The 25028-nt window shown below is 66.7% G+C and carries 22 protein-coding genes and 1 tRNA gene; 10 read left to right on the top strand and 13 right to left on the bottom strand.

Annotated features, from left to right (window positions below; genetic code table 11):
• Window positions 1–29 precede the first annotated feature (29 nt).
• Entirely contained in the window at window positions 30–1619 is a 1590-nt protein-coding gene (gene ilvA / locus E1J61_RS05120) for a threonine ammonia-lyase, biosynthetic (protein ID WP_133093067.1), read from the top strand.
• Window positions 1620–1666: 47 nt separating this feature from the next.
• On the opposite strand, the gene pmbA is transcribed toward ilvA, so the two are convergent.
• Window positions 1667–3034 carry a metalloprotease PmbA gene (gene pmbA / locus E1J61_RS05125; protein WP_133093068.1) on the bottom strand — a complete coding sequence of 456 codons (1368 nt, stop codon included), beginning with the start codon at window positions 3032–3034 and terminating at the stop codon, window positions 1667–1669.
• Between the two features lie 66 nt (window positions 3035–3100).
• Here pmbA and yjgA point away from each other — a divergent pair, with 66 nt between their 5' ends.
• The gene (gene yjgA, locus E1J61_RS05130; RefSeq protein ID WP_276609583.1) at window positions 3101–3706 is read left to right on the top strand and encodes a ribosome biogenesis factor YjgA; all 606 of its coding nucleotides are present in this window, start codon (window positions 3101–3103) and stop codon (window positions 3704–3706) included.
• A complete protein-coding gene (mog, locus tag E1J61_RS05135; protein WP_133093070.1) occupies window positions 3703–4350 on the top strand; it encodes a molybdopterin adenylyltransferase in 648 nt (215 codons plus the stop codon). The genes yjgA and mog overlap by 4 nt, the downstream gene beginning before the upstream one ends.
• Window positions 4351–4402: 52 nt before the next feature.
• On the opposite strand, the gene E1J61_RS05140 is transcribed toward mog, so the two are convergent.
• Together E1J61_RS05140 and orn are read right to left on the bottom strand one after the other, a co-directional pair.
• Window positions 4403–5284 carry an AEC family transporter gene (locus tag E1J61_RS05140; RefSeq protein ID WP_133093071.1) on the bottom strand — a complete coding sequence of 294 codons (882 nt, stop codon included), beginning with the start codon at window positions 5282–5284 and terminating at the stop codon, window positions 4403–4405.
• A gap of 115 nt (window positions 5285–5399) precedes the next feature.
• The gene (orn, locus tag E1J61_RS05145) at window positions 5400–6068 is read right to left on the bottom strand and encodes an oligoribonuclease (protein WP_133093072.1); all 669 of its coding nucleotides are present in this window, start codon (window positions 6066–6068) and stop codon (window positions 5400–5402) included.
• Window positions 6069–6164: 96 nt separating this feature from the next.
• Between orn and E1J61_RS05150 the strand changes: the two genes are divergently transcribed.
• From E1J61_RS05150 to E1J61_RS05160, 3 genes are read left to right on the top strand one after another with little or no spacing between them, the layout of a single operon-like run.
• Window positions 6165–7412 carry a M48 family metallopeptidase gene (locus E1J61_RS05150; protein WP_133093073.1) on the top strand — a complete coding sequence of 416 codons (1248 nt, stop codon included), beginning with the start codon at window positions 6165–6167 and terminating at the stop codon, window positions 7410–7412.
• Window positions 7409–8416: a ribosome small subunit-dependent GTPase A gene (gene rsgA, locus E1J61_RS05155; RefSeq protein ID WP_133093074.1), complete on the top strand. Its 1008-nt coding sequence runs from the start codon at window positions 7409–7411 to the stop codon at window positions 8414–8416. The genes E1J61_RS05150 and rsgA overlap by 4 nt, the downstream gene beginning before the upstream one ends.
• Window positions 8417–8448: 32 nt before the next feature.
• Window positions 8449–8754 carry a putative signal transducing protein gene (locus E1J61_RS05160; RefSeq protein WP_133093075.1) on the top strand — a complete coding sequence of 102 codons (306 nt, stop codon included), beginning with the start codon at window positions 8449–8451 and terminating at the stop codon, window positions 8752–8754.
• Between the two features lie 33 nt (window positions 8755–8787).
• On the opposite strand, the gene E1J61_RS05165 is transcribed toward E1J61_RS05160, so the two are convergent.
• Together E1J61_RS05165 and E1J61_RS05170 are read right to left on the bottom strand one after the other, a co-directional pair.
• Window positions 8788–9780 carry a CobD/CbiB family protein gene (locus E1J61_RS05165; protein ID WP_133093076.1) on the bottom strand — a complete coding sequence of 331 codons (993 nt, stop codon included), beginning with the start codon at window positions 9778–9780 and terminating at the stop codon, window positions 8788–8790.
• A 166-nt stretch (window positions 9781–9946) separates the two neighbouring features.
• Window positions 9947–10645: a pirin family protein gene (locus E1J61_RS05170; protein WP_133093077.1), complete on the bottom strand. Its 699-nt coding sequence runs from the start codon at window positions 10643–10645 to the stop codon at window positions 9947–9949.
• Between the two features lie 161 nt (window positions 10646–10806).
• On the opposite strand from E1J61_RS05170, the gene E1J61_RS05175 reads away from it, so the two are divergent.
• Together E1J61_RS05175 and gluQRS are read left to right on the top strand one after the other, a co-directional pair.
• Window positions 10807–11727 carry a LysR family transcriptional regulator gene (locus E1J61_RS05175; RefSeq protein WP_133093078.1) on the top strand — a complete coding sequence of 307 codons (921 nt, stop codon included), beginning with the start codon at window positions 10807–10809 and terminating at the stop codon, window positions 11725–11727.
• A 10-nt stretch (window positions 11728–11737) separates the two neighbouring features.
• Window positions 11738–12643 (top strand): tRNA glutamyl-Q(34) synthetase GluQRS, encoded by a 906-nt coding sequence (gene gluQRS / locus E1J61_RS05180; protein WP_133093079.1) that lies wholly within the window; start codon window positions 11738–11740, stop codon window positions 12641–12643.
• Window positions 12644–12680: 37 nt separating this feature from the next.
• Here the strand turns inward: gluQRS and E1J61_RS05185 are convergent, their stop codons facing one another.
• A complete protein-coding gene (locus E1J61_RS05185; RefSeq protein ID WP_195427340.1) occupies window positions 12681–14177 on the bottom strand; it encodes a DEAD/DEAH box helicase in 1497 nt (498 codons plus the stop codon).
• Window positions 14178–14441: 264 nt separating this feature from the next.
• On the opposite strand from E1J61_RS05185, the gene E1J61_RS05190 reads away from it, so the two are divergent.
• Entirely contained in the window at window positions 14442–14660 is a 219-nt protein-coding gene (locus E1J61_RS05190) for a hypothetical protein (protein WP_133093081.1), read from the top strand.
• Between the two features lie 677 nt (window positions 14661–15337).
• Here the strand turns inward: E1J61_RS05190 and E1J61_RS05195 are convergent.
• From E1J61_RS05195 to E1J61_RS05220, 6 genes are all read right to left on the bottom strand, one after another.
• Complete coding sequence (locus E1J61_RS05195; protein ID WP_029045558.1) at window positions 15338–15691, bottom strand: DUF1428 domain-containing protein; 354 nt, start codon at window positions 15689–15691, stop codon at window positions 15338–15340.
• A 226-nt stretch (window positions 15692–15917) separates the two neighbouring features.
• Window positions 15918–15996 (bottom strand) — tRNA-Ile (locus E1J61_RS05200).
• Window positions 15997–16006: 10 nt separating this feature from the next.
• Entirely contained in the window at window positions 16007–18550 is a 2544-nt protein-coding gene (gene rpoD, locus E1J61_RS05205; protein ID WP_133093082.1) for an RNA polymerase sigma factor RpoD, read from the bottom strand.
• Window positions 18551–18751: 201 nt separating this feature from the next.
• A complete protein-coding gene (gene dnaG, locus E1J61_RS05210; protein ID WP_133093083.1) occupies window positions 18752–20572 on the bottom strand; it encodes a DNA primase in 1821 nt (606 codons plus the stop codon).
• A gap of 201 nt (window positions 20573–20773) precedes the next feature.
• Entirely contained in the window at window positions 20774–21223 is a 450-nt protein-coding gene (locus tag E1J61_RS05215) for a GatB/YqeY domain-containing protein (RefSeq protein WP_133093084.1), read from the bottom strand.
• 256 nt (window positions 21224–21479) lie between these two features.
• Complete coding sequence (locus E1J61_RS05220; protein ID WP_133093085.1) at window positions 21480–22739, bottom strand: NAD(P)/FAD-dependent oxidoreductase; 1260 nt, start codon at window positions 22737–22739, stop codon at window positions 21480–21482.
• A gap of 156 nt (window positions 22740–22895) precedes the next feature.
• Here E1J61_RS05220 and tsaD point away from each other — a divergent pair, with 156 nt between their 5' ends.
• The gene (gene tsaD / locus E1J61_RS05225; RefSeq protein WP_133093086.1) at window positions 22896–23930 is read left to right on the top strand and encodes a tRNA (adenosine(37)-N6)-threonylcarbamoyltransferase complex transferase subunit TsaD; all 1035 of its coding nucleotides are present in this window, start codon (window positions 22896–22898) and stop codon (window positions 23928–23930) included.
• A gap of 66 nt (window positions 23931–23996) precedes the next feature.
• Here the strand turns inward: tsaD and folE2 are convergent, their stop codons facing one another.
• A complete protein-coding gene (folE2, locus tag E1J61_RS05230) occupies window positions 23997–24800 on the bottom strand; it encodes a GTP cyclohydrolase FolE2 (RefSeq protein ID WP_133093087.1) in 804 nt (267 codons plus the stop codon).
• Window positions 24801–25028 lie beyond the last annotated feature (228 nt).

A 25028-nucleotide genomic window follows, 5' to 3' on the forward strand; every position in this document is an offset into this window, starting at 1 on the left:
CAATCGACAATGAATCCCGGAGCCACTCCATGCAAGCCACTGCCGAAGCGACCACCGAAGTCGCCACCGAAGTCGCCACCTCCGCCGACCATCACGCCTACCTGAAGCGCATCCTGACCGCGCGCGTCTACGATGTGGCGCGCGAGACGGAGCTGGACTTTGCCAGGCACCTGTCCGCGCGACTGCACAACCAGGTCTACTTCAAGCGCGAAGACACCCAGCCGGTGTTCTCGTTCAAGCTGCGCGGCGCCTACAACAAGATGGCGCACCTCAGCCCGGAAGCGCTGCGGCGCGGCGTCATCACCGCCTCGGCCGGCAACCATGCGCAAGGCGTGGCGCTGTCCGCGGCGCGGCTCGGCGTGCGCGCGCTGATCGTAGTGCCGACCACGGCGCCGCAGGTCAAGGTCGACGCAGCGCGCGCGCACGGCGGGCCCACCGTCGAGGTGGTGCAGGCCGGCGACTCCTATACCGACGCCTACCGTCATGCGATGCAGCTGCAGGCCGAGCACGGACTGACTTTCATCCCGGCATTCGATGACCCCGATGTCATCGCCGGCCAGGGAACCGTCGCGGCGGAAATCCTCAACGCGCACCGCGGCCCGATCCACGCGATCTTCGTGCCGATCGGCGGCGGCAGCCTCGCCGCGGGCGTGGCCACCTACGTCAAGGCGGTGCGGCCGGAGATCAGGGTCATCGGCGTGCAGACGGAGGACTCGTGCGCGATGGCGCAATCGCTCCGCGCGGGGCGGCGCGTCGAACTGGAGGAAGTGGGACTGTTTTCGGACGGCACCGCGGTCAAGCTGGTCGGCGCAGAAACCTTCCGGCTGTGCCGGCGCTATCTGGACGAGATCGTCACCGTCGACACCGACGCGCTGTGCGCGGCGATCAAGGACGTGTTCGAGGACACCCGCAGCGTGCTGGAGCCCGCCGGCGCGCTGGCGGTTGCAGCGGCCAAGCAGTACGCCGCGCGCGAGGGCCTGCGCAATCAGACGCTGGTGGCGGTGACCTCCGGCGCCAATATCAACTTCGAGCGCATGCGTTTCGTCGCCGACCGCGCCGAACTGGGCAACGCGCGCGAAGCCATGTTCGGCGTCACGCTGCCCGAGGCCTGCGGCGCGTTCCGCCGCCTGTGCGCCCGGGTTGGGGACCGGCAGATCAGCGAGTTCACCTACCGGATCGCCGATGCGCAGGCCGCGCACGTCTTTGTCGGCATGCAGCTGCGCGCCTCCGGCGAGGCGGCGGAGATCCTCGACACGCTGCACGCCGACGGCTTCCCGGCGATCGACCTGACCGCCGACGAGGTGGCCAAGGAGCATGTGCGGCATATGATCGGCGGCCGCTCGCCGCTGGCGCGCGGCGAGCGCCTGTTCCGCTTTGAATTTCCAGAGAAGCCGGGAGCATTGATGGCGTTCCTGTCGGCGCTGGCGCCGGACTGGAACATCAGCCTGTTCCACTACCGCAACCAGGGCGGCGATACGGGATCGGTGCTGGCCGGCATTCAGGTGACCGACGAGGTGACCGACGGCCAGGTGCAGGCTTTCCGCGAGCGGCTGGCCACGCTGGGCTATCCGTGGCAGGAAGTCAGCGACAACCCGGCGTACCGCATGTTCCTCGCGTAAACGCAAGCGAGCCGCCCGCAGGCGGCTCGCCAGTCGGTCAGTGCCGATCAGTTGCCGGCGATGGTCATCTGCTCGATCAGGATCGAGCCGGTTTCCTTGGTGCCGCGGATCAGCGAATCGGCGCCGATCGCAACGATCTGCTGGAACATCTCGGCCATATTGCCGGCAATGGTGATTTCTTCCACCGGGTACTGGATCACGCCGTTCTCGACCCAGTAGCCCGACGCGCCGCGCGAATAATCGCCGGTGACGTAGTTGACGCCCTGCCCCATCAGTTCGGTCACCAGCAGGCCGGTGCCGAGCTTGCGCAGCATCGCCGGGAAGTCGTCGCCAGGCTCGGTCAGGTTGCTGTGCAGCGTCAGGTTGTGCGAGCCGCCGGCGTTGCCGGTGGTCTTCATGCCGAGCTTGCGCGCAGAATAGGTCGACAGGAAGTAGCCCTGCACCACGCCGTCGCGCACCACGTCGCGCTCGCGCGTGCGCACGCCTTCTTCGTCGAACGGGGCGCTGCCCATCGCGCCCGGGGTGTGCGGCTGCTCGTGGATCTGCACGTGCGGCGCGAACACGGCCTTGCCCAGCGTATCGCACAGGAAGGTGGACTTGCGGTACAGCGCGCCGCCCGACACCGCCTGCACAAAGGCGCCCAGCAGGCCGGCGGCCAGCGGCGCCTCGAACAGCACCGGGCAGCGGCGCGTGGACAGCTTGCGCGCCTGCAGCCGCGCCAGCGCGCGCTCGGCGGCGTAGCGGCCGATGTCCTCGGGGTTGGCCAGTGCCAGCGGCGCGCGCTTGGACGAGTACCAGTCATCGCGCTGCATGCCGCTGCCGCTGCCGGCGATCGGCGCGCACGAGATGAAATGGCGCGAATACGGATAGCCGCCCGAGAAACCGCGCGTGGTCGCCAGCACGAACTGCGAATGCTGCGCCGACACGCTGGCGCCGTCGCTGTTGCGGATACGCGGCGACACCGCGAAGGCGGCGGCCTCGGCGCGGGTGGCGATGTCGATGGCGGCCTCGGCATCGATGGTCCACGGATGGAACAGGTCCAGGTCCTGCGGCGAGCGCTCCAGCAGCTCTTCCTCGGCCAGGCCCGCGCACTCGTCTTCCGCGGTGAAGCGGGCGATGTTGTAGGCTGCCTCGGCAGTGGCGCGCAGCGCGGCCGGCGAGAAGTCCGAGGTGCTGGCATTGCCGCGGCGCTTGCCGATCATGACCGTGACGCCGACCACCTTGTCGCGGTTCTGCTCGATCGTTTCCACCTGCCCCTTGCGCACCGATACGGACAGGCCGCTGCCTTCGGAGATCTCCGTGGCGGCGTCCGTTGCGCCCAGCTCGCGTGCCACACGCAGCACATCGGCGGCCATCTCGCTGAGCTGGGCCTGGGTGTAGGTGAAATGCGCGGTCTGTTCTGCGATCTGGTCCATGGGGGATCCGTGCCTGGGGGTCATCAAAAGTCCAAGCGGGAATCATAGCAAGATAAAATGCCGGTCATGACGCGAAATTCCCGTAATTCCCAAGGCTCGCGCTTCCCCGGCGCGTTTTCGCCGGAGCCTGAAGACGACGAACCGAAAAGCAAGTCGCAGCGCAAGCGCGACATGACCGCCCTGCAGGACCTTGGCGCCGAGCTGGAAGCGCTGCCCAAGGACCGGCTGGCGCGCGTGCCCATGCCCGAGTCGCTGGCCGACGCCATCCACGAGGCCCGCCGCATCACCAGCCATGAAGGCAAGCGCCGCCAGATGCAGTTCGTGGGCAAGGTCATGCGCGGCCTGGACGACGACGAGGTCGATGCGATCCGCGCCGCGCTGGAAGGCTTCAAGGGCACCAGCAAGGCCGAGACCGCCCGCATGCACCTGATCGAGCGCTGGCGCGAGCTGCTACTGGCCGACGACGCGGCGCTGACGCGCTTCCTCGGCGAGCACCCGGTCGCCGACGTGCAGTCGCTGCGCAACATCATCCGCAACGCACGCAAGGAGAAGGAGCAGGCCAAGCCGCCGCGCTACTTCCGCGAACTGTTCCAGGCCATCAAGGCAGCGCTCGACGCCAAGGACGGCGCTGCCTCCACCGACGCAGCCCCTTCACCGGAGCCCGAGGCATGACCCAGACCACGCAGTCGACGCAGCCGGTATCCCGCAACCATCCCGACGAACTCGTCGTCGGCTTTGTCTCGGTCTCGGACCGCGCCTCGGCCGGCACCTACCAGGATGAAGGCATCCCGGCGCTGCGCGAGTGGTTCGGCCGCACGCTGACCACGCCGTGGCAGGCGGTGGAGCGGCTGATCCCGGATGAGCAGGCGCAGATCTCGCGCACGCTGATCGAGCTGGTGGACGTGGCCGGCTGCGACCTGGTGCTGACCACCGGCGGCACCGGCCCGGCGCGGCGCGATGTCACGCCGGAGGCCACGCTGGCCGTGGCGACCAAGGAAATGCCGGGCTTCGGCGAGCAGATGCGGCAAGTAAGCCTGCACTTCGTGCCGACCGCGATCCTGTCGCGCCAGGTGGCGGTGATCCGCGAGACCGCCAGCCGCGCCGCGCTGATCATCAACCTGCCCGGCCAGCCGCGCGCCATCCGCGAGACGCTGGAAGGCCTGCGCGATGCCGACGGCAAGCCGGTGGTGCAAGGCATCTTTGCCGCGGTGCCGTATTGCATCGACCTGATCGGCGGGCCTTACATGGAAACCGACGAGGCCGTGGTCAAGGCCTGGCGGCCGAAAAACGCGGTGCGCGTCAAGCCTGCTGCGTAAGTCACACCCCAACCGCGCCGCCGGCGCCTGCCGGCGGCAGCCATCCCGCGCCTCAGCGCAATCCCAGGTACAACCCCAGCGGCACGAACACCACCGCGGCAATATTGCCGAGCAGCACGATCGACGCGACCTGGTCGGGCTCCTGCCGGAAATGGTCGGCGATCAGGAAGTTCAGCACCGCCGGCGGCAGCGCCGCGAAAACGAACAGCAGCCCGCGCTGCAGTTCCGTCAGCGGCACCCACTGCGCCAGCAGCAGCGCCACCGCGACGCCGGTCAGCGGGCACGCCACCGCGCCCACCACGCCCATGCCCCAGTTGCGCAGGCTCACGTCCTTCATGCGCACGCCCAGCGCGAACAGCATCAGCGGCACAGTGGCATCGCCCAGCAGCTTGACCGACTGGTAGACCGGGTCCGGCAAGGTGAACCAGGGCCGCGCCAGCGACAGCCCGACACCGGCCACCGTGGCCAGCACCATCGGGTTGCGCGCTATCTGTGCCATCGACGCATGCCGGTTGACGATCTTCAGGCCGAGGGTGAAGTGCATCAGGTTCGACGCCGCGAACAGCGCCACCGCCGGGGCCAGCCCGGCGTGGCCGAAGGCAAAGACCGACAGCGGCAAGCCCATGTTGCCGCAGTTGTTGAACATCATCGGCGGCACGAAGGTACGCGGATCGACCTTGAGCAGCCGCGCCACCGCCCACGCCAGCACGCCCGAACCGAGCACCACCGCCACCGCGCAGACCAGCAGCGCCAGCTGGTCTGCCAGCACGAAGTCCTTGCTGACAAAAGCCGACACCACCAGCAGCGGCGCGATCACATCGAGGGTGGCGCGATTGATCCCGGCCATGTCCGGGTGGGCCTTGCGCCCGTACAGCCACCCGACCAGGATGATCAGGATGACCGGCGTGATGATGGATACGATGCGCTCGAACATGGCAGGCTCGACGGGAGGTGCCCGGGAGGGCAGCGCGCGCCCCGTCGGTGGTGGTTGGTTGTTGTTGTCGGAGGCCGCGAAGCCGGCTTATTAGCGCCGGCTTATTAGCGTCGGCTTATTGCGCCGGGGTGTCGGCAGCCGGAGTATCAGCAGCCGGAGTATCAGCAGCCGGAGTAGCGGCGGCCGGAGTAGCGGCGGCCGGTGCGCCCGGCGGCGTGTGACGGATAAAGTGCGTGCGGTAGTAGCGCAGCTCTTCCACCGATTCCAGGATGTCGGCCAGCGCCGTGTGCAGCTGGCGCTTGACGAAGCCCTTGTGGATGACCGGCTCCCAGCGCTTGCACAGCTCCTTGAGCGTGGACACGTCCAGGTTGCGGTAGTGGAAGAACGCCTCCAGCTTGGGCATGTAGCGCGCCATGAAGCGGCGGTCCTGGCAGATCGAGTTGCCGCACATCGGCGACTTGCCGGCCGGCACCCAGCGCTTGAGGAAGGCCAGCAGCTCGGCCTCGGCCTGCTCCTCGGTCAGCGTGGACGCCTTGACCTTGTCGATCAGGCCGGAGCGGCCGTGGGTGCCCTTGTTCCAGTTGTCCATGCCGTCGAGCACGGCGTCGCTCTGGTGGATCACCAGCACCGGGCCTTCGGCCAGGATATTGAGCTCGGAGTCGGTAATGACGATCGCCACTTCGATAATGCGGTCGGTATCCGGCTGCAAGCCGGTCATTTCCATATCGAGCCAGATCAGGTTGTGTTCGCTCTTGACGGATTTGGCGGTGGCGTGGGTGGTCATCGGGACTGCTGAGAAAGGGATTTGGGGAAGCGTCCGCGGCGGAGGCGGACGCGAACAACTTATAATTCTCGCATATCCGTTCCAAGGCTCTTGCCGATGTTCACCTTTGTCTTCCTCGCCGCGCTGGTGCTGATGGTGCTGACCAAGCTCTGGCTGGCCGCGCGCCAGGTGCGCCATGTGGCACAGCACCGCAACGCGGTGCCGGCGCGGTTTGCCGACACCATCTCGCTCGCCTCGCACCAGAAGGCGGCCGACTACACCGTCGCCCGCACCCGGCTGTCGATGCTTGAAGTGCTGGCAGGCGCCGCGGTGCTGATCGGCTTCACCATGCTGGGCGGGCTGCAGTGGCTCAACCAGTTCTGGCTGGAGACCTTCGGCCCGGGCTATGCGTATGGCGTGGCGCTGGTCGCCAGCGTGGCGGTGATCGGGGGGCTGGTCGACCTGCCCTTCGCGCTCTATGGCCAGTTCGGCATCGAGGAGCGCTTTGGCTTCAACAAGATGACCTTCGGCCTGTGGCTGGCCGACATGGTCAAGATGCTGGCGGTCGCCAGCGTGCTGGGCCTGCCGCTGCTGCTGGCGGTGCTGTGGCTGATGGAACGCGCCGGCTCGCTGTGGTGGCTGTGGACGTGGCTGGTATGGATGGGCTTCAACCTGTTCCTGCTGGTGGTGTTCCCGACCTTTATCGCGCCGCTGTTCAACAAGTTCGAGCCGCTGGCCGACGAATCGCTGCGCCAGCGCATCGAGGGCCTGATGCAGCGCTGCGGCTTTGCCAGCAAGGGCCTGTTCGTGATGGACGGCAGCAAGCGCAGCGCGCACGGTAACGCCTACTTCACCGGCTTCGGCGCGGCCAAGCGCATCGTCTTCTTCGACACGCTGCTGGCGCGCCTGTCGGGCGACGAGATCGAGGCGGTGCTGGCGCACGAACTCGGCCACTTCAAGCGCCGCCACGTGGCCAAGCGCATCGCCGTCACCTTTGCGCTGAGCCTGGTATTCCTGGCGCTGTTGGGCTGGCTGGCAACGCGCACGTGGTTCTACACGGGCCTCGGCGTGGCGCCCAACCTGGGCGTATCCAACCATGCGCTGGCACTGGTGCTGTTCTTCCTGACGCTGCCGGTGTTCACCTTCCTGCTGGGGCCGCTGTCGAGCCAGTCGTCGCGCCGCCATGAATTCGAGGCCGACGCCTTCGCCGCCGACCAGACCAACGCCGGCCACCTGGTGTCGGCACTGGTGAAACTGTACAAGGACAACGCTTCGACCCTCACGCCCGATCCGCTCTACAGCGCCTTCTACTACTCGCATCCGCCCGCCGCGCAGCGGATCGACCGGTTGCTGGCGAACGCATGAGCCGTACCTCCCGACACCGCGGCACCGGCGGCGCCAATAATGCCGGCGCGAATGCACGCGCAAATGCAGGCACAAATGCAGGCACAAGCGCCGAGCCCGCACTGATCATCGCCGCGCACGGCCGGCACTACGTCGTCGAGCTGGCCGACGGCACGCGCATGCATGCCTTCCCGCGCGGCAAGAAGAGCGACAGCGCCGTCGGCGACCATGTCAGCGTCGAGCGCGCCGCGGCGGACCAGTGCGTGATCACCAGGGTCCAGGCGCGCAAGAACCTGCTGCACCGTTCCGACCAGTTCAAGTCCAAGCTGCTGGCGGCCAATATCGACCAGGTCATCATCGTGCTGGCGACCGAGCCGGGCTTTTCCGAAGACTTGCTGGGACGTGCGCTGGTATCGGCCGAGGCGCTGGAGATCCGGCCCCTGATCGTGCTCAACAAGACCGACCTGCCCGAGCGGCTGGACGAGGCGCGCCGGCGCCTGGCGCTGTACCGCGAGCTGGGCTATGACACGCTGGAACTGTCGGTGCGCGCCAACCCGGAACAGGCGCTGGCGGCGCTGCAACCGCGGCTGGCGGGGCTGTCCAGCATCCTGATCGGCCAGTCGGGCATGGGCAAGTCGTCGCTGCTGAACCTGCTGATTCCCGGGGTGGATGCGCAGACGCGCGAGATCTCGGCCAAGCTTGATTCCGGCAAGCACACCACCACCTTCACGCGGCTGTATCACCTGCCGGCGGACTGGGGCATGGTCGACGGGCGCCATGGTGCGCTGATCGACTCGCCCGGTTTCCAGGAATTCGGCCTGTACCACCTGAGCGAAGGCATGCTGGAACGCGCCTTCCCCGAGTTCCGTCCGCTGCTGACGGCGTGCCGCTTCTACAACTGCCACCACACCAACGAACCCGGCTGCGGCGTGCTGGCGGCAGTGGCGTCGGGCGCGATCGCCGAGCGCCGCCACCAGCTCTACGCGCAGCTGCTGCACGAGTCCAGCCAGCAGAAGCCGTGGTAAGGTGAATGCGCCTGGGTAACCGGTGAGTCGCCATGAAACTGCTGCTGTACGCCACCTCGCTGGTTCACGCCGCCCATTGCCAGAATGTGCTGCGGGCCGCCGGCATCCGGGCAGAACTACGCAACACCTGGCTGGGTGGCGCCACCGGCGAGATCCCATTCCGGGAAAGTGCGCCGCAGGTCTGGCTGCTCGATGACGACATGGAAGCGCAGGCGTGGGCAGCCCTCAATGCCGCCGCGAACCCGGTGCCAGGGCCAAGCTGGCAATGCCGCCACTGCCACGAATGGCATGAGGCGCAATTTGGCGCCTGCTGGCGCTGCGGCGCGGCGCGCGACTAGCGCCGGGCGGCCCTTTCATATACGACGCCGGTATCAGCCCACCCACAGCGCCAGCGACACCATGGCGAGCAGCAGCATCCACAGCACCACCGCACGCCATACCAGCCCGACAGCCGACTGCAGCGTGCGCACGCCTGGCTCGGCGCCGAACTCCGGCGCCGACGGCTCAGGACCGTTGTCCTCTTCCATGCCCGGCGCATAGTCCACCGCCGGGCCGACCGCGCTGGTACGCAGCACCACTGTGGAATCGTCCTCGGCCAGCGGCGTGCCCAGGCGCACGCCCAGCGCCCCGCCGCCGCTGGCGAGCAGGATGCCGTTGACCGCATCGTTCCACTTGCGCGCATGGTTGCGCCACGCATACACCGCATCCTCGAAATTGCCCACGATGGCAAAGCCGATTGCGGTCAGGCGCGAGGGGATCCAGTCGAGCAAGTAGAACGCGCGCGCGGCAAAGCGGCCCAGCGCGGGGCTGCGTTCGGTCGACGGCTCGTTCCAGTGGCGGCCGAGGTATTCCGCGACGCGGTACAGCACCACGCCGCCGGGTCCGATCGGCACCAGGAACCAGAAGAACACGCCGAACACATGCCGGTGCACGGCGATGATCGCCGCTTCCAGCGTGTGCCGCACGATCTCGGTGACAGGCATATCGACTGTGTCGATGCCGGTCCACTCATGCAGCAGCGTGCGCGCGGTATGGACGTCGTCGCGGTTCAGCGCCTCATGGATATCGGTGAAGTAGTGGCTGAACTGGCGGAAGCCCAGCGTCATGTAGAGCACCAGCACGTTCCAGGCGAGCGTCAGCGCCACGCTGATCGATGCGAGCAGGTAGTGCACCACGACCACTGCCAGCGTCAGCGGCAGCACCACGGTGAACCACGCCAGCGCCGCATCGCGGGGGCGGCCGGTATCGAAGGCATGCTCGGCGCGGTCGCCCAGCGCGCGCACGATCTCGTGGATCGGGTTGTTGCGGCCCAGGGCGCGGAACTGCTCGGCGATCAGCGCCAGGAGAATAGAAACAAAGGTCATCTTGGTACGGGTGTTCCAAGGGGGGCGCCCCGCCCGATGTGCCGGCGCAGGCGCAATGCATAGCGAGAAGATAGCACAGCGGTACCTGACCCTACCCGTTGCGACACAAAAAGCAAAAGCCCGCCGGTTGGCGGGCAGGATATTCAAGCGAATCTACGCGTGATGGTCAGGGCAGGTCGAACACCAGCACCTCGGCGTCATCGCCACCAGACAGCGCGACCTCGCCGACCGACTCCAGCTTGGCCGCATCGCCCGCTTCCAGCGCCTTGCCGTTGACCAGCACGCGGCCACGCGCGACATGGACATAGGCGCGGCGACCCGGCGCGAGGGCCAGCGTGGCGGCCTCCTCGCCATCGAGCAGCCCGGCGTACAGGCGCACGTCCTGGTGCACCACCACCGAGCCGTCGGCGCCGTCCTGGCTGGCCACCAGGCGCAGCTTGCCGCGCTTGTCGGCCGCCTCGAAGTGCTTTTCCTCGTAGCCCGGCTCGATGCCATTCTGCGCAGGCATGATCCAGATCTGCAGGAAGTGGGTCGTATCGTGCGCGGCGTGGTTGTACTCCGAGTGCCGCACACCGGTGCCGGCGCTCATGCGCTGCACGTCGCCCGGACGGATCACGCTGCCGTTGCCCATGCTGTCCTTGTGCGCCAGTTCGCCTTCGAGCACGTAGCTGATGATCTCCATGTCGCGGTGGCCGTGCGTGCCGAAGCCCATGCCCGGCGCGACGCGGTCCTCGTTGATCACGCGCAGCGGCCCGAACTGCACATGCTGCGGATCGTAGTAGTCGGCAAACGAGAACGAATGATAGGACTTCAGCCAGCCGTGATCCGCATAACCGCGCTCTGCAGACTTTCTGATTTCAATCATTTTGATGGCCCTCCTTGGCCTGTATCCGTGTCGCCACCGGCATCCGAACTGCCTGGGACCGCTGGATGGCATGTATTGCGTTGTTGATGCTAGGAAGTTTAGGCCCCGACGCGTATATTTACGGGGACCGCCTTAGAAGCACTCATTCAGTTTTTCTGAATATGCCACTCTCACTCGAATCCCTCGAAGTCCTGGACGCCATCGAGCGCAAGGGCAGCTTCGCCGCCGCCGCCCACGAGATGGGCAAGGTGCCCTCCGCGCTGACCTATGTGGTGCGCAAGCTGGAAGAAGACCTGGACGTGCTGCTGTTCGACCGGCGCCGGCACCGCGCCGAGCTGACCCCGGCCGGACGCGCACTGCTCGACGAAGGCCGCCACCTGCTGCACGCCGCCGACGACCTGGCGCGCCGCGTCAAGCGGCTGGCCACCGGCTGGGAAGCCACGCTGACCATCGTGGTGGACGACCTGATCAATTTCCGCGCGCTGCTGCCGGTGGTCCACGACTTCTATGCAGAGAACACTGCCACGCGGCTGCGCTTCGCCAAGGAAGTGCTGGGCGGCGCCTGGGACGCGCTGGTCAGCAACCGTGCCGACCTGGTGATCGGCGGCGCCTACGACGCGCCCAGCACGCAGGGCTTCCAGATCCGCCCGCTGGGTACGATGCCGTTCGTGTTCGCGGTGGCGGCGCACCATCCGCTGGCCACCGAGGAAGGCCCGCTCACCACCATCCAGATCGCCAGGCACCGCATCGTCGCGGTGGGCGATACCTCGCGCAACCTGCCCGCGCGCACCCATGGCGTGCTGGCCGGCCAGGACGTGCTGGTGGTGCCGACCATGCGCGACAAGCTGGAAGCGCAGATCCGGGGCCTGGGCTGCGGCTGGCTGCCGGCGCCGATGGCGCAGCCGCATATCGAGAGCGGCGTGCTGCAGGCGCGCGAGACCGTCGAGGTGCGCGCCCCGGGCAACTTCAAGGTGGCGTGGCGCACCAGCAACCGCGGCAAGGCGCTGCAGTGGTGGGCCGGCAAGCTGGAAGACCCGCGCTTGGCGCAGGCACTGCTGCTGCAACCCGAACTCGCCGGCTGAGGGTGTCCGCATGGCAGTGACGGCTGCAATGTTTGCCTCGGCGGCCGGCTACCGCGGCCGCTTTGCCCCCTCGCCGACCGGCCCGCTGCATATGGGCTCTCTGGTCACCGCGCTGGCCAGCTGGCTGGATGCGCGCGCGCACGGCGGCCAGTGGCTGGTGCGTATCGAGGACATCGACATGCCGCGCTGCGTGCGCGGCGCCGACCAGGACATCCTGCAGACGCTGGCGCGCCTGGGCATGACGCCGGACGAGCCGCCCGTGTGGCAGAGCCGGCGCGAGACGCACTACGCCGAGGCGCTGCGCCGGCTCGATGCCGCCGGGCAGCTCTACCCCTGCGGCTGCTCGCGCAAGGAAATCGCCGATTCGCTGGTGCACGTGCGCGAGCGGCACCAGACGCTGGGCTACCCCGGCACTTGCCGTCATGGCCTGAACGGCAAGCTGCCGCGCGCGTGGCGCGTGCGCGTGCCGGACGGCCCGGCCGCCACGATCTGCTTCGACGACCGCTGGCAGGGGCGCCAGTGCCAGGACCTCGAGACCGAGCTGGGGGACTTCGTGCTGCGCCGTGCCGACGGGCTGTGGGCCTACCAGCTGGCGGTGGTGGTGGATGATGGCCTGCAGGGCATCACGCATATCGTGCGTGGCGCCGACCTGCTTGACTCGACGCCGCGGCAGATCCACCTGCAGCACCTGCTGGACCTGCCCACGCCGAGCTACCTGCACGTGCCGGTGGTGGTCAACGAGATCGGGGAAAAGCTGAGCAAGCAGAGCGGCGCGCAGGCGATCGACACCGGCGCTCCTCTGGAGGCGCTGCGCCAGGCCGGCATGAACCTGGGACTGGCGAACCACGAAGGCAATGTGCGGGACTGGCTGGCGCGCGCCACGGAGGACTGGCGCCAGCGAATGGCGGCGGCCTGACCCGCAGGCCGCCTCGGGCGGGTCGCCCAATCAGGACTTAGGACTTGCGCGGCACGCCGCCCAGCAGCGCCGCGACCGGGCGCTTGGGCGCCTGGCGGCCACGGCTCAGCGCGGCGGCGATTTCCTCCGACGGCTTGACCTGCGAGCTGCTTGCGCTGGGCTCGTACGGGCGCGAGAAGAACGGATCGTCGGAAGGGCGGAACACCTGGCGGCTGCCGCTGTGCTCGTGGCGGCGCGGCCGCTCCTCGTCGCCGCTGCCGCGCGCACGGCGCAGGTCGCTGCGCTGGCGGCGGCGCTCTGCCTCGTCCTGGCGCGACTTCTCGCCGGTCGGGTCAAAACCCTCCAGCTTGCCGCGCGGAATGCTGCGCTTGATCAGCTTCTCGATATCGGACAACAGGCGCTCATCGTTGCCCGGCACGTAGATCGACAGCGCATCGCCGCTGGCGCCGGCACGGCCGGTGCGGCCGATACGGTGCACGTAGTCCTCGGCGCTGAACGGCAGGTCGAAGTTGATCACGCATGGCATGTCGGGGATATCGAGCCCGCGCGCCGCCACGTCGGTGGCGACCAGCGCATCGATGGTGCCGCTCTTGAAGCCGTCCAGCGTCTGCATGCGCTCGGTCTGGGTCTTGTCACCATGGATCGCGGCGGCGTTGATGCCCTCGCGCTCCAGGTGCCGCGCCAGCCGCGAGCAGCCGATCTTGCTGTTGACGAAGACGATGCACTGGCGCGACTGCGACTGCTCGGCGCGCTGCTTGAGCAGGTGCACCACCGCGGCCTGCTTGTGGCCGTCCTCGACCTGGTACACCGCCTGGCGCACGTTCTCGTTGGTCGAGTTGCTGCGCGCCACTTCGATGGTGACCGGCTGCTTCAGGTAGCTGGCGGCCAGCCGCTTGATTTCCGGCGAGAACGTGGCCGAGAACAGCAGCGTCTGGCGCTGTGCCGGCAGCAGGTTGATGATGCGCTGCAGGTCCGGCAGGAAGCCCATGTCGAGCATGCGGTCGGCTTCGTCCAGCACCAGCATCTGCACCTGCGACAGGTTGACCGACTTCTGCTGCACGTGGTCGAGCAGGCGGCCCGGCGTGGCCACCAGGATCTCGACGCCGCGGCGCAGGGCGTCGGTCTGCGGATTCATGTCAACGCCGCCGAACACCACCGTGCTGCGCAGGTCGGTGTGCTTGGCGTAGCGGGCGACGTTGTCGTAGACCTGGTCGGCCAGTTCGCGCGTGGGCGTCAGCATCAGCGCGCGCACCGGATGGCGCGCCGGCGAGGCGCTGGCATTGGCCAGCGGCAACAGGCGCTGGATGATCGGCAGCGCGAAGCCGGCGGTCTTGCCGGTGCCGGTCTGCGCGGCGCCCATCACGTCCTTGCCGAGCAGCACGACGGGAATGGCCTGTGCCTGGATCGGCGTGGGCGTGGTGTAGCCCTGGTCGGACAAGGCACGCAGGATGCGCGCGTCCAGGCCAAAGCTTTCGAAGGTCTGCACCGCGGTCTGCCCGGCGGTGGTGGGTTCTGGTGCGGTCGTAGTGGTCATGGGTATCGGTGTCTGGCGGGAGGCGAACCCGGCACAAACGGATACGCGTCTGGAACTCATCTCGCCCTGGCTCTCGGCTGACACCGGGGAGGCGCCGGCGCGGCCATGCCGCTTGCACAGGGCTTGCAGCTTTTGGCCAAGAGAATCAAAGACTTAAATTTTAGCATTTCTGCCGCTAGAGTGACCAGCATGGGGCGGGCGTGCAGGCGCCGCGACACTGCGCGGCCCCCGCCGGGGCGATTTCAAGAAACTGTCACATCGGCAATGGATGATGCCGGCGGCACCGTTGACAAGGCGAGCCAGAACCGGCCGCGCGGACGCCACCTTCCGACCACCGAGACCAATATGGACTTCGAGCAATTCCGCCAGACCTGCCAGCAGTTCCTGCGCACTTCGAGCCAGTTCCTAGGCCTGGCCACCGTCCTGCCCTTGCCGGCGCGGCCGGCGAGTCAGCCGGCCCAGCCTGCACAGCAGGCGGCCTGACAGGGAGATCCGTCCACCACCGGCGCGGCGTCCAGGTGACTCGGTCGCCGCGGATGCCGTTGTCCTGGATCATCTTGCCCCACTTCGTGTAGCCGCCGCACATGAGGCCTGCCATGGGTCCAGCTGGCCGCCTGGCAAGGAAAAAGCCCCGGTGCCGGGGAGGGCAGCGGGGCTCAAGTGGTAGCGGGGCAACCTTCCGATTACCCACGCGGTGATCTTGTCCGATCGCGCCAAGGCCCACATCACCCAAATGTGGGTTTTCGTACGGCCGACAACAGAGCGCCGGGCGGCGCGCGCCTGGCGTCACCTGTAAAGCCTGTCAATCATCACTCGCACTCGCCCAGCCAGGAATCGGGGTTTTCTCCGAGCGGGTTTCCGCCAGCTTCCGGTCGCGCCGCGCATGGGGTCTACTGGTATCACATTGATACGGCACAGCCAACGCGGCACATCGCCGCAGTCAATGGAGCACCAAGACGATTCCAATGACCGGGAGACAGACCATGGTGACGAAAAAAGAAGACGCATTCGTACTGAAGAACCTTCTCGCCCTCGCAGCAGTGGAAACCCTGGGCGGCGCAATCGCCCTGGGCATGGTCTTCCACCTGATCTGAACCGGCATGCCTGGCGCCGGCGCTGCCACGCCGGCGCGGTGCTCGTTACGACGGCGCCCTGCGACCTTACTCGTCGACAATCACCTCGAAGCCGCCGTAGATCATCCGCTGACCGTCGAACGGCATCGGGTCCATCCCTTCCTTCAGACGCGGGTCTTCCATCGCCGCCTTCATGCCGGTGTCGCGCTTCTCCTTTGACGGCCACACGATCCAGGAGAACACCACCGCTTCATCGTCCTTGCGCTTGACCGCCATGGTGAAGGACGTCACCTTTCCCTCCGGCACGTCATCGCCCCAGCATTCCACCACCTTCAGCGCGCCGTGCTCCTTGAACACCGCTGCGGCCTTCTGCGCCACCTGGCGGTAGGTTTCGCGATTGGCCTGCGGCACGGCCAGCAAGAATCCGTCGATATAGGACATGGATTTGACTCCTCTTCGGGTTGAACGGGTGCGAACGGGTTGCATCCGACTACCTTAGTCCATCGCTACACGGGCCGAGGTTCCTCCAGGGATCGCGCCCTGCACCTCAACGTGTGGTGTGCTGGCCATTGGAAGCGGCGTTGCCACATGCGGGCTTCTGGAAGTCACTGGCGACAAAGCAAAAAAGGGGTTACGGCATTCACCGTAACCCCTTCTTTAACAGCATTGGTGGGCCTCCCGTGAGTCGAACACGGCACCAACGGATTATGAGTCCGCTGCTCTAACCAGGCATGAGCTAGAGGCCCTTGGAAGCGTTTAGTTGCCTTCCAGGAAACTCTTCAGCTTGTCGGAGCGGCTCGGGTGGCGCAGCTTGCGCAGTGCCTTGGCCTCGATCTGGCGGATCCGTTCACGCGTGACGTCGAACTGCTTGCCGACCTCTTCCAGCGTATGGTCGGTGCTCATTTCGATGCCGAAGCGCATGCGCAGCACCTTGGCTTCGCGCGGCGTCAGCGAGTCCAGCACGTCCTTGACGACGTCGCGCATGGAGCCGTGCAGCGCCGCTTCGGCCGGGGCCAGCGTGTTGGTGTCCTCGATGAAGTCGCCCAGATGGGAGTCGTCGTCGTCACCGATCGGCGTTTCCATGGAGATCGGTTCCTTGGCGATCTTCATGATCTTGCGGATCTTGTCTTCCGGCATCTCCATCTTCTCGGCCAGCGTTGCCGGATCCGGTTCATTGCCGGTTTCCTGCAGGATCTGGCGCGAGATGCGGTTCATCTTGTTGATCGTCTCGATCATGTGCACCGGAATACGAATGGTGCGCGCCTGGTCGGCGATCGAGCGCGTGATGGCCTGGCGGATCCACCACGTGGCATACGTCGAGAACTTGTAGCCGCGGCGGTATTCGAACTTGTCCACCGCCTTCATCAGGCCGATGTTGCCTTCCTGGATCAGGTCGAGGAACTGCAGGCCGCGATTGGTGTACTTCTTGGCGATCGAGATCACCAGGCGCAGGTTGGCCTCGGTCATCTCGCGCTTGGCTTCGCGGGCTCGACGCTCGCCCTCGGCCATCTTGCGGTTGACGCCCTTCAGTTCCTTCAGCGGCAGCACCACGCGCGACTGCAGATCGATCAGCTTCTGCTGCAGCTCATGCACGGCCGGCACGTTGCGCTCGACGATGGCGCTGTAGCCCTTGCCATCGGCCACCACGGTGTTGATCCACTCGAGGTTGGTCTCGTTGCCCGGGAAACGGGCGACGAATTCCGAGCGCGGCATGCCGCACTTGTCGACCACGATATTCAGGATCGAGCGCTCGAGCTTGCGCACTTCGTCCACCTGGCCGCGCAGCGTGTCGCACAGGCGCTCGACATTGCGGGCGGTGAAGCGGATGCCCATCAGTTCGGCCTGGATGGCTTCCTGGGCCTTGACGTAAGGCTTGGACTTGTAGCCCTCCTTCTCGAAGGCACGGCGCATCTTGTCGAACTGCTCGGCGATCACGCGGAATTTTTCCAGCGCGTTCTGCTTCAGCTCTTCCAGCTGGCGCGCGGAGGCACCGGCGCCGGCGCCGCCTTCGTCGTCGTCTTCCTCGTCGCCTTCCTCGTCGTCGTTCTCGTCGCCTTCCTCCTCGTCTTCGGACGCCGCCGCCGGGGCCGAGGGGGCTTCCGGGGCTTCATCGGCGTTCGGGTCGATCAGGCCGTCGACGAACTCGTCGATCTTGATCTCGTCGTTGGCCACGCGCTCGGCGTGGGCCAGGATCTCGGAGATGGTGACCGGGCATGCCGAGATCGCCATCACCATGTCCTTCAGGCCGGCTTCGATGCGCTTGGCGATTTCGATTTCGCCCTCGCGGGTCAGCAGCTCGACCGTGCCCATTTCACGCATGTACATGCGCACCGGGTCGGTGGTGCGGCCGAACTCGGAGTCAACCGTGGACAGGGCCGCCTCGGCCTCTTCCTCGGCTTCTTCCTCGCTGGTGGCGGACGGCGCGTTGTCATTGAGCAGCAGCGTCTCGGCATCCGGCGCCTGTTCGTAGACGGCGATGCCGATGTCGTTCAGCGTTGCGACCAGCGTGTCGATCGTTTCCGAATCGACCATGTCGTCCGGCAGGTGATCGTTGATCTCCGCGTAGGTCAGGTAGCCGCGCGACTTGCCGAGCTTGATCAGCGCCTTGAGCTTCTGGCGACGCAGCTCGAGCTCCTCTTCCGTCCCCTGCTGGGTCGAGGCGAACTCCTTGAGCAGCGCCTTTTCCTTGGCCTTGCGGTCCTTGGCCTTCTGCTTTTCGGTCTTCGGCGCGGCTGCGGGCGTCGCAGCGCGCACGTCGTTCTCGTAAAACTCTTCAGTCACGTCGTCTGTTGTGCTGTCGTCGTGCTGCATCTCGGCCTTGGGCTTGCGGCCGCGCTTTTTCGGCTCCGGCTTGATTGCCGGGGCAGCGGGACGCTCGGATGCAACGGATGCAGGGGTCGCGGTGCGCGCCTTGGATGCCGTCGCGGTGCTGTCCGCCTTGGCGGCCCCGCTCTTGGCGCCGGCTGCTGCCGCTCGCTTGCTCTCGACTTCGGTATTCTGCTGTTTCGCCACGGTGATACTCTTGCCTTTCACTGGTGCAGACACGGCAACCTTGCCGCTCGTACTGGCGCCCTCGCGTGCCGAAGTCGAGGCCTGTGTTTCCTTGGATGTGCGAGTCCTGGCAGGAGTGGTCACGGCGGGCGCTTGCGCGCTACGCACGGACTTGGATGGCGCAGACCGGGCTGGTGTCCTGACTGGCGCGGTCGATGTCTTCGCCGCCGTCGTTTTCGCAGACGCCTTGCCGCTCCCTGATTGGGGAGCCTTCGTTGTAACCTTTTCGGTTGCTTTGGCCTTTGCCATTGGCACGCTCACTTTCACCAGAACTGGGAAGAAAGATTTCGCAATCCAAACCGGCTATTGTAGCACGCCACGGATAGCCAGCTTCCTGTCAGGTGAGGTTTTCACCTGAAAAATCAAGGCTTAAGCTCGGCGGTGCCGGCCTAGTCCCTCATCCAACGCCTGAACCTGCCTCCCGGTTGATAGCCGTCGCGCCGCCGCGCTTCAGCCAAGTTGACGCCGCCGGTGGATCTCGCCCACCAGCCAGCGCATGCGTTGCTTGGCCGCCTCATCGGCGGTCCCTGCCACGACTTCGGCCTGCAGCATGTCAAGTTCGCGCCGCAACGGCTCTGCCAGCAGCTTGGTGATGGCGGCATCGAACTCCTGCGTGGCAGGCGCCTCTTCGATCTCTTCCTTCAGCACGGCGGTGCGCGCTGCCGCGTACAGTTCGGCATATGGCGACTGGGCCAGCTGCTCGCTGAATGCCGCAAAATTCACCTCGCCCTTCAGGCCATCGCATGTCGACACCAGGTGCGTCAGCACTTCGCTCTCTCCGCCTGTGCCGCCCTCGCCATCCAGCAGCAAGGCGCGCGCGTCTTCGTCGAGCCGGGCGGACAGTGCCGGATAGCACATCAGCAACTGGATCACGCGCTGCTCCAGGCCGGTGGGCGCCTGCCGCCTTGCCCGCGGGCGCGGCTTCTCGAAACGGCCCACGCGGGCCGGATCGCTGCGCAAGCCGCAGATAGCCTCGATCTCGGCAGGTGTCGTACCAGTGGCATCGGCAAGTTCGCGCACAATCTGTAGCCGCAGGCCGCCGGCGGGCATCGCCTGTAGCAGCGGCTTGGCCTCGTACTGGGCGCGGGCCCGGCCCTCGGGCTGGCGCAGGTCAAGCTCCTCGGTCACCGACTGCAGCAGGAAGCGCGACAGCGGCATGGCATTGCGCACCTGCGTGGCAAAGGCTTCGGTGCCCTCTTCGCGCACATAGCTGTCGGGATCGTGCTCGGCCGGCAGGAACAGGAAGCGGATGGTCTTGTTGTCGGCCACGTGCGGCAGGCAGGCTTCGAGTGCCCTTCGCGCCGCACGGCGGCCGGCGGCATCGCCGTCGAACGAGAACACCACCGCGTCGGTCTGGCGCAGCAACTTCTGCACGTGCACGGGGGTGCACGCCGTGCCGAGGGTAGCGACGGCATTGGCAAAACCGAGCTGGGCCAGTGCCACGACGTCCATATACCCTTCGACCACCAATACGTATCCGGTTTCCCGGATGGCATGGCGCGCCTCGAACAGGCCGTATAGTTCGGTCCCCTTGCTGAACAGCGGGGTTTCCGGCGAGTTCAGGTACTTGGGCTCGCCCTGGCCCATTACGCGGCCGCCGAAGCCGATCACGGCTCCCTTGGTGTTGCGGATGGGGAACATGATCCGGTCGCGAAAGCGGTCATAGCGCCGCGGCTTGCCGTCGGGGTCGCGCTTGTCGCTTTCGATCAGCAGGCCCGATTCGGCCAGCGGCGCGGCGATATTGTCGTCGCGATAGCTGCCGAACACCGCTTCCAGCCCCTGCCAGTCGTCCGGCGCATAGCCCAGGCCGAACTGCGCGGCGATCTCGCCGGTCAGCCCGCGCCCCTTCAGGTACTGGATCGCCTGCGGCGCGGTGCGCAGCTGGCGGCGGTAGAAGTCGGTCGCGCGGGTCATGGCGTCGGACAGCGCCACCGAGCGGGCCTGCTGTTCGGCGCGTTGCCCCGGCGGCAGCCGGTCGCGCTCTTCCGGCACGGTCATGCCGACCGACTGCGCCAGCTCGCGCACCGCCTCCGGGTAGGACTGGCCGGAGTACTCCATCAGGAAACCGATGGCCGAGCCATGGGCGCCGCAGCCGAAGCAGTGGTAGAACTGCTTGGTCGGCGAAACCGTGAACGACGGCGATTTCTCGTTATGGAAGGGGCACAGCCCCATGAAATTCGCGCCGCCCTTCTTCAGCTGCACATACATGCCCACCACATCGACAATGTCGACACGGTTGAGCAGGTCCTGAATAAAGGATTGCGGAATCACCCGACTGACCGTCCTGAGGCTTGGCCGTCCCGCGACGGGAGGCAATTTCTAGGAATGCGTGACCGGTGCTGCGCCCGGTTGCTATCGGAATATTGTAGTGCAGCGCGCTCAGGCCGCCCGCAATGTTTATCAACTCCGTGCATTTACGCCGAATCCCGACGATCCGGCGCGCATCACGCCTATATCTGATTAAATCAGCACTTACTTCGGAGCCAGCGCTGCCTTGACCAGCGCCGACACGGCCGTCATGTCGGCACGGCCGGCGAGCTTGCCCTTGAGTACGCCCATGACCTTGCCCATGTCCTGCGGGCCGGCAGCCCCGGTGGCGGCGACCGCCTGCTGGACTTCGGCGGCGACTTCGGCCTCGGACAGCGCGGCGGGCATGTAGACCTTCAGCACCTCGACTTCGGCAAGTTCCTTGTCGGCCAGGTCGTTGCGGCCGGCCTGCTGGAACTGGGAGATTGAATCCTTGCGCTGCTTGATCAGCTTCTCGACCACGGCCAGCACGGCGGTATCGTCAAGTTCCGTGCGCTCGTCGACCTCGCGCTGCTTGATCGCGGCCAGAAGCAGGCGGATGGTGCCGAGGCGCTCGGTTTCGCGGGCGCGCATGGCGGTCTTCATGTCTTCGCTGATACGGGCTTTGAGGGACATCGTGATCTTCCAGAAAGTGTGCGGACACTCACAGGTGGCGGCGAGAGCCGCCCACTGCAAGGCCCATAACGCAAAAACCCGCCGAAGCGTGGCGCCACAGCGGGTTGGTGCAAGCGCGAGGCCCGGTTCAGAACAGCTTCGATTTTCGGGATAGCGGCTTTACGAAGTTCTGGATTGTAGCACCAAGCCCCGAGCACGGAAGTGGCGCGCAACGGGCACGGAAAAAGCGGGCCCTGAGTACAAACAGGATCGGCGGTCAGGCCACTGACTGTCCCGCGGCAGCGCTGCGGCTGGCCTCCGCCACCGCCTTGCCTGCCGCGACGGCGGACGCCCAGGCCCATTGGAAGTTGTAGCCGCCCAGCCAGCCCGTCACATCGACCACCTCGCCGATGAAGTAGAGCCCCGGCACCTCGCGCGCCATCATCGTGGCCGAGGACAGCGCGCGCGTATCGACGCCGCCGATCGTCACCTCAGCCTTGCGATAGCCTTCGGTGCCCGACGGCACAATGCGCCAGCCGTTGAGCGATGCGCCAAGCTTGCGCAGTCCCTTGTCCGTGACATCGTGCAGCGGCATGGCGGCATCCACGCCAGCGGCGGCGCACCATGCGTCGGCCAGCCGCGCCGGCAGCCGCTGCGCCAGCAGGTTGCCAAGGTGCTTGCGGCTGCCGCCCTTCTGCTCCAGCAGCCAGGCCGCGGCGTCTTCTCCGTCGAACAGGTCGATGGCAATCGGCGTGCCCGGCTTCCAGTAGCTCGAGATCTGCAGCACCGCCGGCCCGGACAACCCGCGGTGCGTCCACAGCAGGTCTTCGCGGAACGCGCCCGCCGTCTTGCCGTTGCCGGTGGCGACATCCACCTCCAGAGACACGCCGGCCAGCGGCGCGAACGGGGTCCAGTCCTTGCCGTCGAAAGTCAGCGGCACCAGCGCCGGCCGGGTTTCGACGATGCCCAGCCCGAACTGGCGCGCGATGCGGTAGCCGAAGTCGGTGGCGCCGATCTTGGGGATCGACAGCCCGCCGGTTGCCACCACCAGGGCGCCTGCGCGGATCGTGCCGGCGGAGGTCAGCAACACGAAGTCATCGCCCTCGCGGCGGACTTCCGCTACCGCACAGCCGGTCTGCCAGCGTACCCGGCCGGTGTCGCATTCCGCGCGCAGCATGGCGATCACGTCCTCGGCGCTGTCATTGCAGAACAGCTGGCCGCGATGTTTCTCATGCCAGGCGATGCCGTGGCGGCGCATCAGGTCGAGGAAGTCCTGCGGGGTATAGCGCGCCAGCGCGGAGCGGCAGAAGTGCGGATTGGACGACAGGTAGTTGGCCGGCCCCGCCTGCAGGTTGGTGAAATTGCAGCGGCCGCCGCCGGAGATGCGGATCTTCTCGGCCAGTTTGGTCGCGTGATCGACCAGCACCACGCTGGCGCCGTTCTGGCCGGCGACGGCGGCGCACATCATGCCGGCCGCGCCCGCGCCCAGCACGGCCACGTCATACCGGCCCGTCCGGGTTCCCGTCGCCCCGCTCATTGCTTGCCTCGCCAATCCATCTGTTGCCACCGCTCAAGAAAGGGCAGATTGTAGCGAAAAGCACGCTGCCCGCCGCTGTGCTACCCTGCGCGCTTCCTGCAACCTGTTGTTTCGACGGCCGTTTCGCCTTTCGCTGCGGCCTTTGGCTTCTTCCTCATGCTTGTCCTCGGCATCGAATCTTCCTGCGACGAAACCGGGCTGGCCCTCTACGACACCGAGGCCGGCCTGCTGGCGCATGCACTGCATTCGCAGATCGCCATGCACCGCGACTATGGTGGCGTGGTCCCCGAACTTGCCTCGCGCGACCATATCCGCCGTGTGCTGCCGCTGCTCGAACAGGTGCTGGCCGATGCCGGCCGCACCCGCCGGGACATCGACGCCATCGCCTTTACCCAGGGGCCGGGTCTTGCCGGCGCGCTGCTGGTCGGCGCCTCGGTCGCCAATGCGCTGGGCTTTGCGCTGAACGTGCCGATGGTCGGCGTGCACCACCTCGAAGGCCACCTGCTGTCGCCGCTGCTGACGCGCGAGCCGCCGCCGTTCCCGTTCGTGGCGCTGCTGGTGTCCGGCGGGCATACCCAGCTGATGGACGTGCGCGGCGTCGGCGATTACACGCTGCTGGGCGAGACGCTGGACGATGCCGCCGGCGAGGCCTTCGACAAGACCGCCAAGCTGCTCGGCCTGGGCTATCCCGGCGGGCCGGAAGTATCACGAATGGCCGAGTTCGGCACGCCCGGCGCGTTCGCGCTGCCCCGGCCGATGCTGCATTCGGGCAATCTCGATTTTTCCTTCGCGGGGCTGAAGACCGCGGTGCTGACGCAAACCCGCAAGCTGTCCAATACCTGCGAGCAGGACCGCGCCAACCTGGCGCGCGCCTTTGTCGATGCGATCGTCGATGTGCTGGCGGCCAAGTCGTTCGCGGCGCTGAAGCAGACCGGCCACAAGCGGCTGGTGGTGGCCGGCGGCGTCGGCGCCAACCGGCAGCTGCGCGAGCGGCTGGACCTGCTCGGCAGGCAGCGCAAGGTCGACGTGTATTACCCGGACCTGGCGTTCTGCACCGATAACGGCGCGATGATTGCATTTGCCGGCGCGATGCGCCTGCAGGCGGCGCCGGAACTGGCGCGGCGCGAGTACGGCTATGGCGTGACGCCGAGGTGGGACCTGGCGGATATCCGGCTGCCGTCCGCGGCCTGACGGTTCCCTCGCCAAAGGAAGAAGCCACCGCGTGCGGTGGCTTCTTCGTTTCAGCAACTTGGGGGATCAGTTCACCCGCTTGTCCCGCTCGATCACCGCATACGCGCTGTGGTTGTGGATCGACTCGAAGTTCTCCGCCTCCAGCACATAGGCCACGATGCGGTCATCCGCATTCAGCCGCATCGCGATATCGCGCACCAGGTCTTCGACGAACTTGGGGTTCTCGTACGCGCGCTCGGTGACGAACTTCTCGTCCGGGCGCTTGAGCAGCCCCCACAGTTCGCACGACGCCTCTTCCTCGGCCATCCGCACCAGCGCTTCCACCGGCAGTTCCGCAGCCAGTTCCACGTCCATCGTGATATGCGAGCGCTGGTTATGCGCGCCGTACTGCGAGATCTTCTTCGAGCACGGGCACAGGCTGGTCACCGGCACCATCGCCTTCAGGAACACGCGCGTCTGGCCGTTGCGCACTTCGCCGGTCAGCGTGACCTCATAGTCCAGCAGCGACTCCACGCCCGACACCGGCGCGATCTTGCTGATGAAGTACGGGAAGGTGACCTCGATGCGGCCCGCCTCGGCTTCCAGCTTTTCCAGCATCTTGCCGAGCAGCAGGCGGAAGCTGGCCAGCTCCAGCGGCGCGCGCTCTTCTTCCAGCAGCGCGACGAAGCGCGACATATGCGTGCCCTTCTGGTCCGCCGGCAGGTGCACGTCGAGGTTGAAGGTACCCACGCTCGGCATGATGCCGGCCGGGGTCTTCAGGGTCACGGGATATCGCACGCCCTTGACACCGACGCGCTGGATGGGGATCTGGCGGGTGTCGAGGCTCGACTGGACGTCGGGCATTACGAAGGCGGGATTGATGTCATTCATCTACGGTTTCCTCCAGGGCTGCACCAGCGTTTGAGCGCTTGAGCATTTGAGCGCTTGGCACAGGTCCTTACGGTCGCGGCATTTTCGCAGTCCATCCATGCCGCGCAACGAGTGTGAAACCACGGGACCCGGCACAGGGCGCGCCGACCCGCAGCTGCGAACACAAAAAGGGGGAGTTTAAGGGAATTTGGACGCACTCGTTACCGAGGGCCAAATCCCCCTGGCCGG

The sequence above is a fragment of the Cupriavidus sp. L7L genome (assembly GCF_004353535.1).
Lineage (GTDB): Bacteria > Pseudomonadota > Gammaproteobacteria > Burkholderiales > Burkholderiaceae > Cupriavidus > Cupriavidus oxalaticus_A.